The sequence below is a fragment of the Kitasatospora sp. NBC_01302 genome, assembly GCF_035976515.1.
Taxonomy (GTDB): domain Bacteria; phylum Actinomycetota; class Actinomycetes; order Streptomycetales; family Streptomycetaceae; genus Kitasatospora.
In genome coordinates, this window is record NZ_CP108404.1 from 1,493,928 (window position 1) to 1,510,312 (window position 16,385).

14 protein-coding genes are annotated in these 16,385 nt (G+C 73.7%); 6 read left to right on the forward strand and 8 right to left on the reverse strand.

Annotation, left to right across the window (positions count from 1 at the left end):
- Positions 1-84: 84 nt before the first annotated feature.
- From OG294_RS06690 to tdh, 3 genes are read right to left on the reverse strand one after another with little or no spacing between them, the layout of a single operon-like run.
- A complete protein-coding gene (locus tag OG294_RS06690; RefSeq protein WP_327065488.1) occupies positions 85-996 on the reverse strand; it encodes a LysR family transcriptional regulator in 912 nt (303 codons plus the stop codon).
- A 51-nt stretch (positions 997-1,047) separates the two neighbouring features.
- Positions 1,048-2,241: a glycine C-acetyltransferase gene (locus tag OG294_RS06695; RefSeq protein WP_327065489.1), complete on the reverse strand. Its 1,194-nt coding sequence runs from the start codon at positions 2,239-2,241 to the stop codon at positions 1,048-1,050.
- 8 nt (positions 2,242-2,249) lie between these two features.
- A complete protein-coding gene (gene tdh / locus OG294_RS06700; RefSeq protein WP_327065490.1) occupies positions 2,250-3,281 on the reverse strand; it encodes an L-threonine 3-dehydrogenase in 1,032 nt (343 codons plus the stop codon).
- 263 nt (positions 3,282-3,544) lie between these two features.
- Between tdh and OG294_RS06705 the strand changes: the two genes are divergently transcribed.
- Positions 3,545-4,201, forward strand: coding sequence for a GNAT family N-acetyltransferase (locus OG294_RS06705; RefSeq protein ID WP_327065491.1), 657 nt, complete (start codon positions 3,545-3,547; stop codon positions 4,199-4,201).
- A gap of 4 nt (positions 4,202-4,205) precedes the next feature.
- Here OG294_RS06705 and OG294_RS06710 read toward each other — a convergent pair whose 3' ends face one another.
- Positions 4,206-4,979 (reverse strand): enoyl-CoA hydratase/isomerase family protein, encoded by a 774-nt coding sequence (locus OG294_RS06710; protein ID WP_327065492.1) that lies wholly within the window; start codon positions 4,977-4,979, stop codon positions 4,206-4,208.
- Positions 4,980-5,172: 193 nt separating this feature from the next.
- Here OG294_RS06710 and OG294_RS06715 point away from each other — a divergent pair, with 193 nt between their 5' ends.
- On the forward strand, positions 5,173-6,597 hold the full coding sequence (locus tag OG294_RS06715) for an MFS transporter (RefSeq protein WP_327065493.1): 1,425 nt from the start codon (positions 5,173-5,175) through the stop codon (positions 6,595-6,597).
- Positions 6,598-6,605: 8 nt separating this feature from the next.
- Here the strand turns inward: OG294_RS06715 and OG294_RS06720 are convergent, their stop codons facing one another.
- Complete coding sequence (locus OG294_RS06720; protein ID WP_327065494.1) at positions 6,606-7,787, reverse strand: 8-amino-7-oxononanoate synthase; 1,182 nt, start codon at positions 7,785-7,787, stop codon at positions 6,606-6,608.
- A 161-nt stretch (positions 7,788-7,948) separates the two neighbouring features.
- Here OG294_RS06720 and OG294_RS06725 point away from each other — a divergent pair, with 161 nt between their 5' ends.
- Positions 7,949-10,444: a DEAD/DEAH box helicase gene (locus OG294_RS06725; protein ID WP_442789313.1), complete on the forward strand. Its 2,496-nt coding sequence runs from the start codon at positions 7,949-7,951 to the stop codon at positions 10,442-10,444.
- Positions 10,445-10,548: 104 nt separating this feature from the next.
- On the opposite strand, the gene OG294_RS06730 is transcribed toward OG294_RS06725, so the two are convergent.
- Entirely contained in the window at positions 10,549-11,364 is an 816-nt protein-coding gene (locus tag OG294_RS06730; protein ID WP_327065496.1) for a hypothetical protein, read from the reverse strand.
- A 306-nt stretch (positions 11,365-11,670) separates the two neighbouring features.
- Here OG294_RS06730 and bioB point away from each other — a divergent pair, with 306 nt between their 5' ends.
- From bioB to bioD, 3 genes are read left to right on the forward strand one after another with little or no spacing between them, the layout of a single operon-like run.
- Positions 11,671-12,960 (forward strand): biotin synthase BioB, encoded by a 1,290-nt coding sequence (gene bioB, locus OG294_RS06735; RefSeq protein ID WP_327065497.1) that lies wholly within the window; start codon positions 11,671-11,673, stop codon positions 12,958-12,960.
- A 10-nt stretch (positions 12,961-12,970) separates the two neighbouring features.
- On the forward strand, positions 12,971-14,263 hold the full coding sequence (locus OG294_RS06740; protein ID WP_327065498.1) for an adenosylmethionine--8-amino-7-oxononanoate transaminase: 1,293 nt from the start codon (positions 12,971-12,973) through the stop codon (positions 14,261-14,263).
- A gap of 52 nt (positions 14,264-14,315) precedes the next feature.
- Positions 14,316-15,038, forward strand: a complete 723-nt coding sequence (bioD, locus tag OG294_RS06745; protein WP_327065499.1) for a dethiobiotin synthase — start codon at positions 14,316-14,318, stop codon at positions 15,036-15,038.
- A 25-nt stretch (positions 15,039-15,063) separates the two neighbouring features.
- Here bioD and OG294_RS06750 read toward each other — a convergent pair whose 3' ends face one another.
- On the reverse strand, positions 15,064-15,489 hold the full coding sequence (locus tag OG294_RS06750; protein ID WP_327065500.1) for a GNAT family N-acetyltransferase: 426 nt from the start codon (positions 15,487-15,489) through the stop codon (positions 15,064-15,066).
- A gap of 121 nt (positions 15,490-15,610) precedes the next feature.
- Complete coding sequence (locus tag OG294_RS06755) at positions 15,611-16,315, reverse strand: class I SAM-dependent methyltransferase (RefSeq protein WP_327065501.1); 705 nt, start codon at positions 16,313-16,315, stop codon at positions 15,611-15,613.
- Between the last annotated feature and the right edge of the window lie 70 nt (positions 16,316-16,385).

Sequence of the window (16,385 nt, forward strand, 5' to 3'; positions counted from 1 at the left end):
TCGGCGGATCAGGTCGGCCGGCGATTCAGGACGACCGACAGGATCAGGACGACCGGCAGGATCGGGGCGACCGGCGGATCGGTATCAGGCCAGCTCGGCGGCGGCCGTGGCCAGCGCGTCCAGCACCGGTCTGATCAGCGGGTGCTGCTCGGCCCCGCCCCGTACCGCCGCGAAGACCTTGCGGGTGGCCAGCTCGCTGTCCACCGCGCGCACCGCCACCCGCGTCAGGTCGACCCCGCGCAGCGCGGAGCGCGGCACCAGCGCCACCCCGGCGCCGGCCGAGGCGAGCGCGACCACGGCGCTGAAGTCGTCGGAGGAGTGCACCAGCTGCGGTGCGAAGCCGGCGTGCTCGCAGGCGAGCAGCACCACGTCGTGGCAGGGGTTGCCGGGGTAGGGACCGATCCACGGCTCGGCGGCCAGCTCGGCCATCGCCACCGGGCCCGCCTGTCCGGCCAGCCGGTGGTCCAGCGGCAGCACCGCCTCGAACGGCTCGGCGTAGAGCGGGAACCGGGCCAGGCGCTGGTCGTCGCCGCGGGGCGCGCCGCGGTACTCGACGGCCACGGCGAGGTCGGCCTGGCCGTCGAGCAGCATCGGCAGGCTCGCATCGCCCTCGGCGTCCAGCACCTTGAGCCGCACGCCCGGCGCGGCCGTGGCCAGCGTGGCGATGGCCGGCGCCAGCACCAGGGCGATGCCGGTGGCGAAGGAGGCCACCGTGACCTGGCCGCCGGCGCCGCTCGCATAGGCGGCGAGGTCGGCCTCGGCCCGTTCCAGCTGGGCGAGCACGGCGTCCGCGTGGCTGAGCAGGATCTCACCGGCCGCCGTCAGCCGTACCCCTCGGCCGTCCCGGGCGAGCAGCGCGTGCCCGGTCTCCTGCTCCAGCGCGGCGAGCTGCTGGGAGACGGCGGAAGGGGTGAGGTAGAGCGCCGCGGCCGCGGCGGTCACCGTCCGGTGGTCCGCCACGGCGCGCAGCGTCCGCAGGCGTCTGGCGTCGATCACTCCGCCATTCTGCCAGCGTGGACGCACCTCTCGATCACGCTGTCGGCGCGATCACGCCTCCAGGGCGGCCCGGGCGTCGATGAAGGCGGCCACCGCGCGCTCGACGTCCTCGGTGGAGTGCGCCGCCGACAGCTGGACCCGGATCCGGGCCTGGCCGTGCGGCACGACCGGGTAGGAGAACCCGATCACGTACACGCCGCGCTCCAGCAGCAGCTCGGCGAGCCGGCCGGCCTTGGCCGCGTCGCCGATCATCACCGGCGCGATCGGGTGCTCGCCGGGCAGGATCTCGAAGCCGGCCTCGGTCATCTTCGAGCGGAACAGCGCGGTGTTCGCGGCGAGCTTCTCGCGCAGGTCGTGCGAGTTCTCGATCAGGTCGAGCACGGTCAGCGAGGCGGCCGCGATCACCGGGGCGAGCGAGTTGGAGAACAGGTACGGACGCGAGCGCTGGCGCAGCAGGGCGACGATCTCGCGACGGGCGGCGACGTAGCCGCCGGAGGCGCCGCCGAGCGCCTTGCCCAGGGTGCCGGTGATGATGTCGACCCGGTCCATCACACCGTGCAGCTCGGGGGTGCCGCGTCCGCCGGGGCCGGTGAAGCCGACCGCGTGCGAGTCGTCCACCATCACCATGGCGCCGTAGCGGTCCGCCAGGTCGCAGATCTCGGCCAGCGGGGCGAGGTAGCCGTCCATCGAGAAGACGCCGTCGGTGACGATCAGCCGGCGCCGGGCGTCCTGGGTCTCCTTCAGGCACTGCTCCAGCTCGGCCAGGTCGCGGTTGGCGTAGCGCTTGCGGGTGGCCTTGCACAGGCGGATGCCGTCGATGATGCTCGCGTGGTTGAGCGCGTCCGAGATGACGGCGTCGCGCTCGTCCAGCAGGGTCTCGAAGACACCGCCGTTGGCGTCGAAGCACGAGGAGTAGAGGATCGTGTCCTCCTGGCCGAGGAACGCCGACAGCCGCGCCTCCAGCTCCTTGTGCACGTCCTGGGTGCCGCAGATGAAGCGCACCGAGGCCATGCCGTAGCCCCAGCGGTCCAGCGCGTCCTTGGCGGCGGCGAGCACGTCGGGGTGGTCGGCCAGGCCCAGGTAGTTGTTGGCGCAGAAGTTGAGCACCTCGCCCGGGCGGCCACCGCCGGTGACGGTGACGGCGGCACTCTGCGGGGTGCCGATCACCCGCTCCGGCTTGAAGAGGCCCGCCTCGCGGATCTCGTCCAGGGTGACGGCGATGTCTTCGCGTACGGAGTCGAACACGGGGGCTCCTAGAAAGAGGTCCAGTCGAGAATGATCTTGCCGCAGCGACCGCCGGCCGCCTCGTCGAACGCGGCCTCGAAGTCCTGCGCCGGGTACCGGCCGGTGATCACCGGGGTCAGGTCGAGCCCGCCCTCCAGCAGCACCGACATCGCGTACCAGGTCTCGAACATCTCGCGCCCGTAGATGCCCTTGATGGTGATCATCGAGGTGACCACCTTCGCCCAGTCGATCGCGAACTCCTCGGCGGGCAGGCCGAGCATGGCGATCTTGCCGCCGTGCGTCATGTTGTCGATCATCGAGCGCAGCGCCTCGGGGCGGCCGGACATCTCCAGGCCCACGTCGAAGCCCTCGCGCAGGCCGAGCTTCTGCTGGCCCTCCTCGATGGTGTGCTGCGAGACGTCCAGCGCCAGCGAGACGCCGACCTTGCGGGCCAGGTCCAGGCGGTACGGGCTGACGTCGGTGATCATCACGTGCCGGGCACCGGCGTGCTTGGCGACCGCGGCCGCCATGATGCCGATCGGGCCAGCGCCGGTGACCAGCACGTCCTCGCCGACCAGCGGGAAGGAGAGCGCGGTGTGCACGGCGTTGCCGAACGGGTCGAAGATCGCCGCCACGTCCAGGTCGACCGGCACCCGGTGCACCCAGACGTTGGAGGCGGGGAGCGCGACGTACTCGGCGAACGCGCCGTCCCGGTTGACGCCCAGGCCCACCGTGTTGCGGCACAGGTGGCGCCGCCCGGCCAGGCAGTTGCGGCACTTGCCGCAGACCAGGTGGCCCTCGCCGCTGACCAGGTCGCCGACGCTGACGTCGGTGACCGCCGGGCCGAGCGCCACGACCTCGCCGACGAACTCGTGGCCGATGGTCATCGGGGTGCGGATGGTCTGCTGCGCCCAGCCGTCCCACTTGCGGATGTGCAGGTCGGTGCCGCAGATGCCGGTGCGCAGCACCTTGATGAGCACGTCGGCGGGGCCGATCTCGGGCTCCGGGACGTCGGTCAGCCACAGTCCGGGCTCGGCCTGCTTCTTGACGAGTGCCTTCACGGCGGGGCTCCTGACGCGCGGGAGGGGAGATCGGGGGCAGAGCGCAAGACCAAAGACCTGAAGCCCGGCGACGGCGCCATTCCGTGCCGGGCACGGAGCAATCTGCCTGGTGGGAGGGGGTGTGGTCCATCGAGGAATTCTTAACGACGGCGACAGCAGGGCTTCACGATCGTGCCCGAGCTGGGTGGGGGCGGCCCGGCACCATGCCGGTCCTCACCCGTTCGGAGGATCACGGATGGTCGGAGATCGTTAGGCTCAAAGGTATGACGAACCCTCAGCGACGCACTCTGGCAGGCTTCCTGGCCGACGCGGCCCGCGGCCGGTTCCCGCCCCCGAACGGCGAGGTCACCATCGTGCCGCAGCCCGGACCGCGGACGGCGGGGGTGCTGTCGTTCAGCGCGCACGCGGTGGTCTTCACCGCCGAGGACCCGGCCTGGGTGCACACGGCCCTCGCCGAGGCGGTGGCCGAGCCGCTGGCCGCGCCGCTCTGCCCCGGATTCCTGACCGCCCTCGCCGGGCGCACCGGGCGCACCATCGGCAACGTGGACCTGCTGACGGTGGCCGGGCGGTTGCCCGGCCCGCCGCCGCTGCCGCTGGTGGAGATCGCGGACCTCGAACACCCCAGGGTCGTGCGGGCCCTGCGGTTCCGCGACGGGGTGCGGGTGTGGACGGTGCCGGGCGGGGTGCTGGTGCTCGGGGTGGGTGTGGCCGGGCGCTGGGAGGCGGCGGTCGAGGTGGCCCCGCAGGCAACCGGGCGCGGGCTGGGGCGGGCGCTGGCGATCAGCGCCCGCCACCTGCTGCCCGAGGGCGAGGTGATCTGGGCCCAGCAGGCGCCGGGCAACGCGGCCAGCGTGCGGGCCTTCCAGGCGGCCGGCTACCGGCCGGTGGGGGCCGAGGTGCTGCTCAGCCGGCCGCGGTGAACGGTCAGTTGAACTTCGCCTTGCCCGGGCCGTCCTCGACGAAGCTGCGCATGCCGATCTCGCGGTCCTCGGTGGCGAACAGGCCCGCGAAGAGCGAGCGCTCCAGCGCGAGGCCGGTGTCCAGGTCGCTCTCCAGGCCGCGGTCCACCGCCTCCTTGGCCGCGCGCAGCGCCCAGGCGGGGCCGGCCGCGAGCTTGCCGGCCCAGGCCAGGGCGGCCTGGTAGACCTCCTCGGCCGGGACCACCTGGTCGACCAGCCCGATCCGCAGCGCCTCCTCGGCGCGGACCTGGCGGCCGGTGAAGATCAGGTCCTTCGCCTTGGCCGGGCCGACCAGCCGGGCCAGCCGCTGGGTGCCGCCGGCCCCCGGGATCAGACCGAGCAGGATCTCCGGCTGGCCGAGCTTGGCGTTCTCGGCGGCGATCCGGACGTCGGCGCAGAGCGCCAGCTCGCAGCCGCCGCCGAGCGCGTAGCCGGTGACCGCGGCCACCACCGGCTTGGGGATGCGGGCCACCGCGGTGAAGGCCTGCTGCAGCGCCGCGCCCCGCGCGACCATGTCGGTGTACGACATGCCCTGCATCTCCTTGATGTCCGCGCCCGCCGCGAACACCTTCTCGCCGCCCCAGATCACCACCGCGCGCACCTCGGGGCGCTCGGTGGCCTCCTGCGCGACCTCGCGCAGTTGGTCCTGCATGGCGATGTCCAGCGCGTTCATCGGCGGGCGGGCCAGTCGGATGGTGCCGACGGCGTCCGCGACCTCCAGGGTGACGAACCGTGACATGGCGGGGCCTCCAGATGAGTTAACGGCTGTGAACCCTTGACGATAGCGGCCCGGGCGCTGCTAGTCTGCGGCCATGTTCCTCTTCCGTGCGTAGCCTGCCCCGCCGACCGCACCCGTGACGTCAACCGGGTGCGACTGCTCGGCGTTCCCGCAGGCTTCGCCGACCCGGATCGATCTGAGTTGAGGAACTCCCATGTCTTCGTCCTCCTACCGGGCGTTGCTGCGCATACCCGGCGCCGCACCCGTCTTCGCCGCTGCCCTCGTCGGGCGGCTCTCCTACGGCACCGTCTCGCTCGCGCTGGTGCTGACGGTGCGCCACAGCACCGGCTCCTACACCGCCGTGGGCGCGGTGCTGGCCCTCTTCGGCCTGACCTGCGCCGCGCTGGCGCCGGTGCGCGCCGCACTGATCGACCGACACGGAGTGCGCCGGGTGCTGCCGGCGCTGAGCCTGCCGTACGGCGGGCTGCTGCTCGCGCTGACGCTGGTCCGCGGCGAGCCGGCGCTGCTGGCGCTGGCGGCCGCGGCCGGAGCCTGCGCTCCCCCGCTCGGGCCGGTGCTGCGCGCCCGCTGGAGTGAACTGCTGGGCCCGCACGGACTGCTGGAACGCGCCTTCAGCCTGGACGCGGTGGCCGAGGAGCTGCTGTACGTCAGCGGGCCGCTGCTGGTCGGGCTGATCGGCGGCGCCCCGGGGCTGGTGCTGAGCGCGGTGCTGGTGATCGTCGGCGCGCTGGCGCTGGCCCGGCTCGCTCCGGCGCGGGTGACCGCCGCCGAGCCGCCGGGCGGGGCGCACACGGCGCGGCGCGGCGGCGGGCGGCTGCGCGGGATCGGGCGACCGGTGGCGGTGGCCTGGGCGCTCGGGCTCGCGCTGGGCGGGCTCAGCCTGCTGCTGGTGGTCGCGGTCGGCGCCCGCGGGCAGGCGGGCGCGCTGGCCTGGCTGGAGGCGGCGCTGGCGGCGGGCAGCGCCGTGGGCGGTCTGGCGCACGGCGCGGTGCGCTGGCAGCGCCCGGTGGCGACCCGGCTGACCGCGACGGCGGCCGGGCTCGGCGGGCTGCTGGCGCTGGCGGGCGTCGCGGTGGGCCTGGGCGGGCTGCTCGCGCTGGCGATGGCGGTGGCGGCGGTCGGGCTGCTGGTGAGCCCGACCCTGGCCACGGCGTACGTGCTGGCGGACGAGCGGGCGGCGGCCGAGCACCGGACCAGGGCGGGGAGCTGGGTGAACACCGCTTTCAACGCCGGGTCGGCGCTGGGCACCGCGGCGGCCGGGCCGCTGGCGGGCCGGTGGCCGCTGCCGCTCTGCTTCGCCTGTGCGGCGGCACCGCTGGTGCTCGTCGCGCTCACTCCGGCGTGGCGCGGAAGGCGGGCGGCCCAGCGGGCAGCCGAACAGGCGGCGCCCACCGAACAGCCGGTGCCGACCCAGCAGGCGGCACCGGCCGAGCAGGTGGAGCCCACCGAGCAGCTGGCACCGTCCCAGCAGGCGGCGCCCGCCGAACCGGTGCCGACCCAGCAGGCGGCACCCGCCCAGCAGGCGGCACCCACCGAGCAGGCGGCACCCGCCCAGCAACCGGTGCCGACCCAGCAGCCGACGCCCGCCGACGAGCAACCGGTGCCCGCCCAGGTCTGAGGGCCGGGTCAGTCCAGCGGCGCCGTCACGCTCAGCGTGCGGACCGCGAAGTCGATCTGCTCCTCCGCCAGGTCCGCGCGGGCCGTCACGCGCAGCCGGGAGTAGCCGTCGGGCACGGACGGCGGGCGGAAGCAGCCCACCGCGAGTCCGGCGGCGCGGCAGGCCGCGGCCCAGGCCACCGCCTGCTCGGGGCCGGGCGCGCGGACCGAGACCACGGCGGCGTCCGGCTCGCTCGCCCGCAGGCCCGCGGCGGTCAGGCGGGCGGCCAGGGTGCGCGCGACCTCCCGGGCGCGCTCGGCGCGGGCCGGCTCGGCGCGCAGCAGGCGCAGCGCGGCCAGCGCCGCCCCGACCGCGGCGGGGGCGAGCCCGGTGTCGAAGATGAAGGTGCGCGCGGTCTCGACCAGGTGCCGGATCACCCGGCGGGGCCCGAGCACGACCCCGCCCTGGGAGCCGAGCGACTTGGAGAGGGTGGCGGTGGCCACCACGTCCGGCTCCCCCGCGAGCCCGGCGGCGGTCAGCGCGCCGCGCCCGCCGGTGCCCAGCACCCCGAGGCCGTGCGCGTCGTCCAGCAGCAGCGCGGCGCCGTGGGCCCGGGCGGCGTCGGCCAGCCCGGTCAGCGGGGCGGCGTTGCCGTCCACCGAGAAGACGGTGTCGCTGATCAGCAGCGCGCGCGGCTGGTGGCGCCCGGCGAGCGCGGCGGCGGCGGCCCCGGGGTCGGCGTGCGGGGCCCGGTGCACGTCCGCGCGCGACAGCCGGCAGCCGTCGATCAGCGAGGCGTGGTTGTAGGCGTCCGAGACGATCAGCGTGTCGGGGTCGGTGAGCGCGGTGAGCGCGGCCAGGTTGGCGGCGTAGCCGGAGGAGAAGACCAGGGCGGCCTCCACCCCGTAGAAGTCGGCCAGCTCGACTTCCAGCTCGGTGTGCAGCTCGGTGGTACCGGTGACCAGGCGGGATCCGGTGGCCCCGGCGCCCCAGCGCAGCGCGGCCTCGGCGGCGGCCCGGGTCACCTCGGGGTGGTGGGTCAGGCCGAGGTAGTCGTTGCTGGCCAGGTCGAGCACCGGGTCCTGGGCGGGCCGGTCGCGCAGCGTGCGGGTCAGGCCGGCGCGAGCGCGCAGCTCGGCGGCCTCGTCGAGCCAGTCGAAGACGACGGCGGGGGCGCTGGCCCTGGTGGCCGCGGCGGGGTGCTGGATCATGGGCGGCAGCCTGGCACGGCGGGCGGGAGGCAGGCAATGTGCGCCTTGGCACAAGGGCGCGGCGGGCGGCTGTGGGGTGGCGACAGCCACCCGGCGGACCCGATCTTTGCCCAGCCAGACGGGCAGCAGGCAAGATAGGGCGGGTGACCCTCCTTGATCTGATGCCCAGGCCCGCCGACGCCGACGCGTTGTACACCACCTTCGCCGCGTGGGCCGAGGAGCGGGGCATCACGCTCTACCCCGCTCAGGAGGAGGCGCTGATCGAGCTGTTCACCGGCGCGAACGTGATCCTGGCGACCCCCACCGGGTCCGGCAAGTCCCTGGTGGCGGCGGGCGCGCACTTCGCGGCGCTGGCGGAGGGCAAGCGGACCTTCTACACCGCCCCGATCAAGGCGCTGGTCTCGGAGAAGTTCTTCGACCTGTGCAAGATCTTCGGCACCGAGCAGGTCGGCATGATGACCGGCGACGCCAGTGTGAACCCGACCGCGCCGATCATCTGCTGCACCGCCGAGGTGCTGGCGAACATCGCGCTGCGCGACGGCGACCGGGCCGACATCGGCCAGGTGGTGATGGACGAGTTCCACTTCTACGCCGAGCCGGACCGCGGCTGGGCCTGGCAGATCCCGATCCTGGAGCTGCCGCAGGTGCAGTTCCTGCTGATGTCCGCGACGCTCGGCGACGTGCGCCGGTTCGAGGAGGACCTGACCCGGCGCACCGGGCGCGCCACCACCGTGGTGCGCTCCGTGACCCGTCCGGTGCCGCTCTTCTACGAGTACAAGCGCACCACCCTGCACGACACCCTGGAGGAGTTGCTGACGACCGGCCAGGCGCCGGTCTACGTCGTGCACTTCACCCAGAAGGAGGCGGTAGAGCGGGCCCAGTCGCTGATGAGCATCAACATGTGCTCGAAGGCGGAGAAGGACGCGATCGCCGCGCTCATCGGCAACTTCCGCTTCACCACCAAGTTCGGCCGCAACCTGTCGCGCTTCGTGCGCCACGGCATCGGCGTGCACCACGCGGGGATGCTGCCCAAGTACCGTCGGCTGGTCGAACGCCTGGCCCAGGCAGGCCTGTTGAAGGTGATCTGCGGCACCGACACGCTGGGCGTGGGCGTCAACGTGCCGATCCGCACGGTGCTGTTCACCGCACTGTCCAAGTACGACGGGGTCAAGGTGCGGGTGCTGCGGGCCCGCGAGTTCCACCAGATCGCCGGGCGGGCCGGGCGGGCCGGCTTCGACACGGTGGGCCAGGTGGTGGCTCAGGCGCCCGAGCACGTGGTGGAGAACGACAAGGCGCTCGCCAAGGCCGGCGACGACCCGAAGAAGAAGCGCAAGGTGGTGCGCAAGAAGGCGCCGGAAGGTTTCGTCGGCTGGACCGAGGAGACCTTCGAGCGCCTGATCGCCGCCGAGCCCGAGCCGCTGGTCTCCCGTTTCCGGGTCAGCCACGCGATGCTGCTCGCGGTGATCGGCCGCCCGGGCAACGCCTTCGAGGCGATGCGCAAGCTGCTCACCGACAACCACGAGGACCGCTCCGCCCAGCGCCGGCACATCCGCTCGACGATCGCCATCTACCGTTCGCTGCTGGCCGGCGGCGTGGTGGAGCGGCTGGCCGAGCCGGACGCCGAGGGCCGGATCGTGCGCCTGACCGTCGACCTGCAGGAGAACTTCGCGCTCAACCAGCCGCTGTCCACCTTCGCGCTGGCCTCCTTCGAGCTGCTCGACACCGAGTCGCCCAGCTACGCGATGGACGTGGTCTCGGTGGTCGAGGCGACCCTGGACGACCCGCGCCAGATCCTGGCCGCGCAGCAGAACAAGGCGCGCGGCGAGGCGATCGGGGAGATGAAGCGCGACGGGATCGAGTACGAGGAGCGGATGGAGCGCCTGCAGGAGGTGACCTATCCCAAGCCGCTGGAGGAGCTGCTCAACCACGCCTACGAGGTGTACCGGCGGGCCCACCCGTGGATCGGCGACTACCAGCTGCAGCCCAAGTCGGTGGTGCGCGACCTGTACGAGCGCGCCATGAACTTCACCGACTACGTCGGCCACTACGACCTGGCCCGCACCGAGGGCATCGTGCTGCGCTACCTGGCCGGCGCCTACAAGGCGCTGGAGCAGACCGTCCCCGAGGACAGCAAGACCGAGGCGCTCAAGGACGTGATCGCCTGGCTGGGCGAGCTGGTCCGCCAGGTCGACTCCAGCCTGCTGGACGAGTGGGAGCAACTCGCCAACCCCACCGAGGAGGACGAGGACGAGCGCGAGGTGGAGAGCCGGCCGCTGCCGGTCACCGCCAACGCGCGCGCCTTCCGGGTGCTGGTGCGCAACGAGATGTTCCGCCGGGTGGAGCTGTGCTCGCTCGAGAACTACCGCGAACTCGGCGAGCTGGACAGCGAGGACGGCTGGGACGCGGACCGCTGGGCGGACGCGATGGACGCCTACTACGAGGAGCACGACGACCTCGGCACCGGCCCCGACGCCCGCGGTCCGCGGATGCTGCTGATCGAGGAGGACGAGGCGGACGGCAGCTGGCGGGTGCGGCAGATCTTCGACGACCCGGCGGGTGACCACGACTGGGGCATCAGCGCCGTCGTCGACCTGTTCGGCTCGGACGCCGAGGGGCGGGCCGTGCTGCGGGTCACCGCGGTCGACCGGCTGGGCTGAGGCCGCAACGCCGAAGCGGGGACCGACGGATCGTCGGTCCCCGCTTCGGCGTTGCCCGGTCGGCTGCTGCCCGGCCGGCTGTCGGCCGGTCAGCGGTCGGCCGGTCAGCTCCAGATGAAGGCGGCGTCCACCGTGTAGGAGGCCGCATGGGTGGCCTGGTCGAGATCCTGCTGGTCCTGGGGCGTGACCGGGCTGTGCCCGTCCACGAAGCGGGAGCTGGTCACCGTGACGTAGTGCCGCACCGACTCCACCTTGGGCGGCTGGTCGGCCGCCTTGGCGGGGGCACCCGGCAAGGCGACGGGCGAGGGACCACCGGGTGACGGGGAGACCGCGGCGCCGGGCGAGGCGGTGGCGGCGAAGGTGCCGTCCGCCTGCACCCACCGTGCCACGCTGCCCTGTCCGCGCATCAGCTGGGCCACCTTGGCACTGGCCTGGTCGCTGGGGAACCGCAGCACCGTCGAGCTGGTCACCACCTTGCCGTCCTGGCGGCTGAACTCGACCGCCAGATAGCCCTGGCAGTTCTGGTCCTTCAGGACGTTCTGGGCCGCGTCCTGCAGGGCCTGCGCGCAGTCCGGCCCCTGCCGGGCGCCCGCGAGCCGGCCCTTGTAGGCCTCCAAGTCTATCGGCCGGGCGGCCGGGAAGAGGCTGTTGACGTCGAACGGGTTGGGGTTCTCCGAGGAGGCCGGCAACGGGCCGCCGACCACCGACGGGGAGGGGAGGTTCTTGCTGGAGGGGCCAAGCCCCGGCAGCCAGTCGCCGGGGTGCGGCGAGGAGACGATCCAGCCGCCCGCACCGAGTGCGACCACCGTGACGGACCCGACCAGCAGACGCCTCGGATTGCCGAGCACACCGCTTCTGACCCGGCTCGGCGCGTCATCGGAGTCGACGGGTATCGGGTGGGAGTCCCCCTGGGTGGTCATGGCGAGATTCTAAGCAACCGCTCGACCACCCGGAGCAGCGGGGATCCGTCAGAAGCACGGCAGGCGGCCGGAGCTGACGGTGCGCGGGACGAGGCGGCGCGCACGACGCCCAGGAGGTGGTGAGCGGCCGGCCTCACCGCCGGGCCCGCTCCCAGCCGCCGGCCAGGAAACCCGCAGCCCACGGGCGAGTGATCGGGGACGAACGATCCGGCTTGGCGGCACTGTGACAACTCGCACACCCGCACGGCGATCTTCTGGCCGATTCGCTATGGCGCCGCTTGAGGTCGTCCGGGCAGGATCAGCTCCATGGATCTGCTCGACACCCTCATCGCCAAAGGCCTGAACCGCGAGCTCCCCACCCGGGAGGAGGCCCTGGCCGTGCTGGCCACCACCGACGACCAACTCCTCGACGTGGTCGCCGCCGCCGGTCGGGTGCGCCGGCAGTGGTTCGGCCGCCGGGTCAAGCTCAACTACCTGGTCAACCTGAAGAGCGGCCTGTGCCCCGAGGACTGCTCGTACTGTTCGCAGCGCCTGGGCGCCGACACGGGCATCCTCAAGTACACCTGGCTGAAGCCGGATCAGGCCGCCGAGGCCGCCACCGCCGGTGTCCAGGGCGGCGCCAAGCGGGTCTGCCTGGTGGCCAGCGGGCGGGGCCCGACGGACCGGGACATCGACCGGGTCACCAACACCATCGCGGCGATCAAGGAGCAGGAACCGGCCGTCGAGATCTGCGCCTGCCTGGGCCTGCTCTCCGACAACCAGGCCGAGCGGCTGCGGGCGGCCGGCGTGGACGCCTACAACCACAACCTGAACACCTCCGAGAGCACCTACGGCGAGATCACCACCACCCACACCTACGCGGACCGGGTGGACACCGTGCAGAAGGCGCACGGCGCGGGCCTGTCGGCCTGCTCCGGCCTGATCGCGGGCATGGGCGAGACCCCCGAGGACCTGGTCGACGTGGTCTTCGCGCTGCGCGAGCTGGGCTCGGACTCGGTGCCGGTCAACTTCCTGATCCCGTTCGAGGGCACCCCGCTGGCCAAGGAGTGGCACCTCACGCCGCAGCACTGCCTGCGGATCCTGGCGATGGTCCGCTTCGTCCACCCGGACTCCGAGGTGCGGATCGCCGGCGGACGCGAGCTGCACCTGCGCACCCTGCAGCCGCTGGGCCTGCACATCGCCAACTCGATCTTCCTGGGCGACTACCTGACCAGCGAGGGCCAGGCCGGCCAGGCCGACCTCGACATGATCAAGGACGCGGGCTTCGAGGTCGAGGGCCAGGGCGAGCAGACCCTGCCCCGCCACCGGTCCGAGCTGGCCGAGCAGGCCGGCGGCTGCGGCGGGCACGGCGCGGCGGGCGGCTGCGGCGGGCACGAGGCGGCGGCTGCGGGCGGCGGCTGCGGCGGTCACGGTCAGGCGGCGGGCGGCGGCTGCGGGCCGTGCGGCGAGGCCGCGCCGGAGGCTGCCGCGACCGGCCAGACCGAGCAGGCCGAGCAGGCCGAGCAGCCCCGGACCGAGAACGAGAACGAGCTCCGCTCCGACCTGGTGCGGGTCCGACTGCGCGGCGCGGGCACCGAGCTCGCCCCGAACGCCTGAGGCTGCCGTGATGGACACCTCGACCCTGCTCGCCCTGGACCGGGCGCACGTCTGGCACCCCTACGGACCGATGCCCGGCACCCAGACGCCCCTCGTGGTGGAGTCGGCCGCGGGCGTACGCCTGCGGCTTGCCGAACCGGCGGGCGGACACCGCGAGTTGGTGGACGGGATGTCCTCCTGGTGGGCGGCGGTGCACGGCTACAACCACCCGGTGCTCAACGACGCGATCCGCGAGCAGCTGGGCCGGATGAGCCACGTGATGTTCGGCGGGCTCACCCACGAGCCCGCCGTCCGGCTGGCCGAGACACTGGTGGCGATCACCCCCGAGCCGCTGCAGCACGTCTTCCTGGCCGACTCCGGCTCGGTGGCGGTCGAGGTCGCGATGAAGATGTGCCTGCAGTACTGGCAGTCGATCGGGCGGCCCGGCAAGCAGCGGCTGCTCACCTGGCGCGGCGGCTACCACGGTGACACCTTCCACCCGATGTCGGTCTGCGACCCCGAGGGCGGGATGCACCAGCTGTGGGGCGGCGTGCTGCCCCGTCAGCTCTTCGCCGCCGAGCCGCCGGCCGGCTTCGACGCCGAGGTCGACCCCGGCTACGCGGCCGAGCTGGCCGGGCTGATCGAACGCAACGCCGGGGAACTGGCCGCCGTGATCGTGGAGCCGGTCGTGCAGGGCGCCGGCGGGATGCGCTTCCACTCCCCCGGCTATCTGCGGCTGCTGCGCGAACTGTGCGACCGGCACGACGTGTTGCTGATCTTCGACGAGATCGCCACCGGCTTCGGGCGCAGCGGCGCGCTGTTCGCCGCCGACCACGCGGGCATCAGCCCCGACGTGATGTGCCTGGGCAAGGCGCTGACCGGCGGCTACCTGACGATGGCCGCCACCCTGTGCACCGGCAGGGTCGCCGAGGGGATCAGCCGGGGCGAGGTGCCGGTGCTCGCGCACGGGCCGACGTTCATGGGCAACCCGCTGGCGGCGGCCGTGGCGAACGCCTCGATCGGCCTGCTGCTCGGCCAGGACTGGCAGCGGGAGGTCAAGCGGATCGAGACCGGGCTGCAGGAGGGCCTGGCAGCGGCCCGCGAGACGCCCGGCGTCGCGGACGTGCGAGTGCTCGGGGCGATCGGCGTGGTCCAGCTCGACCACCCGGTCGATGTCCGGGCTGCCACCGAGGCCGCGGCCCGCGAGGGCGTGTGGCTGCGGCCGTTCCGCGATCTGATCTACACCATGCCGCCGTACGTCACGGGCGAGGAGGACCTCGCCCGGATCGGTGCGGCGGTGCGCGCGGCGGCGGTGGCGGGATGAACCGGCACGGCGACCGGCGGGACAAGGGACGACGGATGAACGAGGTGGGTCAGTGAGTCGGGTGCTGTTCGTGACCGGGACCGGGACCGAGGTCGGCAAGACCGCGGTGACGGCGGCGGTGGCCGCGCTCGCGGTGCGTGCCGGCTTGAGCACCGCGGTGCTCAAGCCGGGCCAGACCGGCGTGACGCCGGACGAGCCCGGGGACGCGCAGGAGGTGGCCCGGCTGGTCGGTGCCGACGCGCCGCTGACCATCCGCGAGCTGGTCCGCTACCCCGAGCCGCTCTCCCCGGAGCGGGCCGCGCTACGCTCCGGGCAGCCGTTCGTGACGGTTCCTCAGTTCCTTGCGGCGATCGAGGAGTTGACCGCCTCCCATGACCTGGTGCTGGTCGAGGGAGCCGGCGGCCTGCTGGTCCGCTACGACGCCGACGGCCTGACCCTGGCCGACCTGGCGCAGGCCGTGGACGGCGCCGAGCTGCTTCTGGTGGCGGCGCCGGGCCTGGGCACGCTCAACACCACCACCCTGACCGCCGAGGCGCTGCGGGCCCGCAAGCTGGCCATCACCGGTGTGGTGGTGGGCAGTTGGCCCAGCGAGCCGGACCTGGCCACCCGCTGCAACGTCATCGACCTGCCGATCGCCGCCGGTGCCCCGCTGCTCGGCGCGCTGCCGACCGGTGCGCCCCGGGCGGCGGACTTCACCGGGCTGGCAGCCGCCGGCCTGGCGCCGGCCCTCGGCGGGCAGTGGGATGCGGCGGCCTTCACGGCGGCCCAGGCGTAGCGGACGCCCTCGCGCTCCTGCTGCACTACGCCCCCAAGGGCTTGACCCAGCGGCGCCACTGCTCCTCGCGCTGGTAGCCGGCCGCCTGCCAGGTCCGTCGGCCCAGCTCGTTGCGCTCCAGCACCATCGCGTCCGCCCGTCGGCCGCCGAGCGCCGTGAAGCGCCGCTCGGCCGCCGCCAGCAGCGCGGCGCCGATGCCCCGGCGACGCTGGTCCGGGTCGACCGCGAGCCGGTAGAGGCTGGCACGCCAGCCGTCCCAGCCCGCGATCACGGTGCCGACCAGCACGCCCTCGCGCTCGGCGACGATCAGCGCCTCGGGGTCGCGCTCGATCAGCCGGGCCACGCCGGCCGGGTCGTCGCTGATGCTGGTGCCCTCGGCCGCTCGCGCCCAGAAGGCGAGCAGCGCGGGGATCTCGGGGGTGGTGGCAGGACGGATCGTCAGCTCGCTCATCGGACCGTCCTACCAGCTGCCGCCGGGCCGGCTCCGGGAATTCCACTGGTCGGACGGCCGCCCGGACCGGGCGCTCGGGCCGGGCACTCGGGCCGGACAACCGCCCGGGCCGAGCCCCCGCTCAGGCCGAGCGCTCCGAGAGCCGCCACACCGTGGTGCGTTTGACCGCGCTGTCCTCCAGGTCGGCCAGCACCGGCACCTCGTACTCGGCGACGGCGGTGAAGCGTTCGCGCGGCAGGTAGGCCCGCCCCGGGTCGCCGACCAGCACCAGCGCGCCGCGGGCGTGCGCGCGCTCCAGGAAGGGCAGGAAGCGGGCCGCCATCGCGCGCTCGTAGAAGACGTCACCGGCCAGCACCACCTCGGCCGGCGCCCCGTCCCCGTCCAGCAGGTCCGCGCACTCGGCCTCGATCCGCACCCCGTTGGCCGCGGCGTTGAGCCCGATCGCCGCCACCGCGTAGGCGTCGATCTCGGCGGCCCGCACGGTACGCGCCCCGCTGTGCGCCGCCGCCACCCCCACCAGCCCCGACCCGGCCGCCAGGTCGAGCACCGACCGGCCGGCCACCGCCTGCGGGTGGTCCAGCACATAGCGGGCGACCCCGAGTCCGCCCGCCCAGGCGAAGGCCCAGAACGGCGGCGGCAGTCCGACCCGGCCACGCGCCGACTCGGTCCGCTCCCACAGCGCGATCGCCTCCTGCGCCGTGTACAGGCTGATCTCCGGGACGAACGGGAGGGCCCCGAGCCGCGTCTGCGCGCGCACGAACTCCTCGTTCACGTCCGCGGCGGGCGGGTCCGGGCACTGAGCCGGCGGGCTGACGAGATCGGACATGGTGCATTCCTCTGCTCGTGGCGTGCGTGCACTTGTAGCGTGTGGTGGTTGAGCAGACCCTAGTGCACAT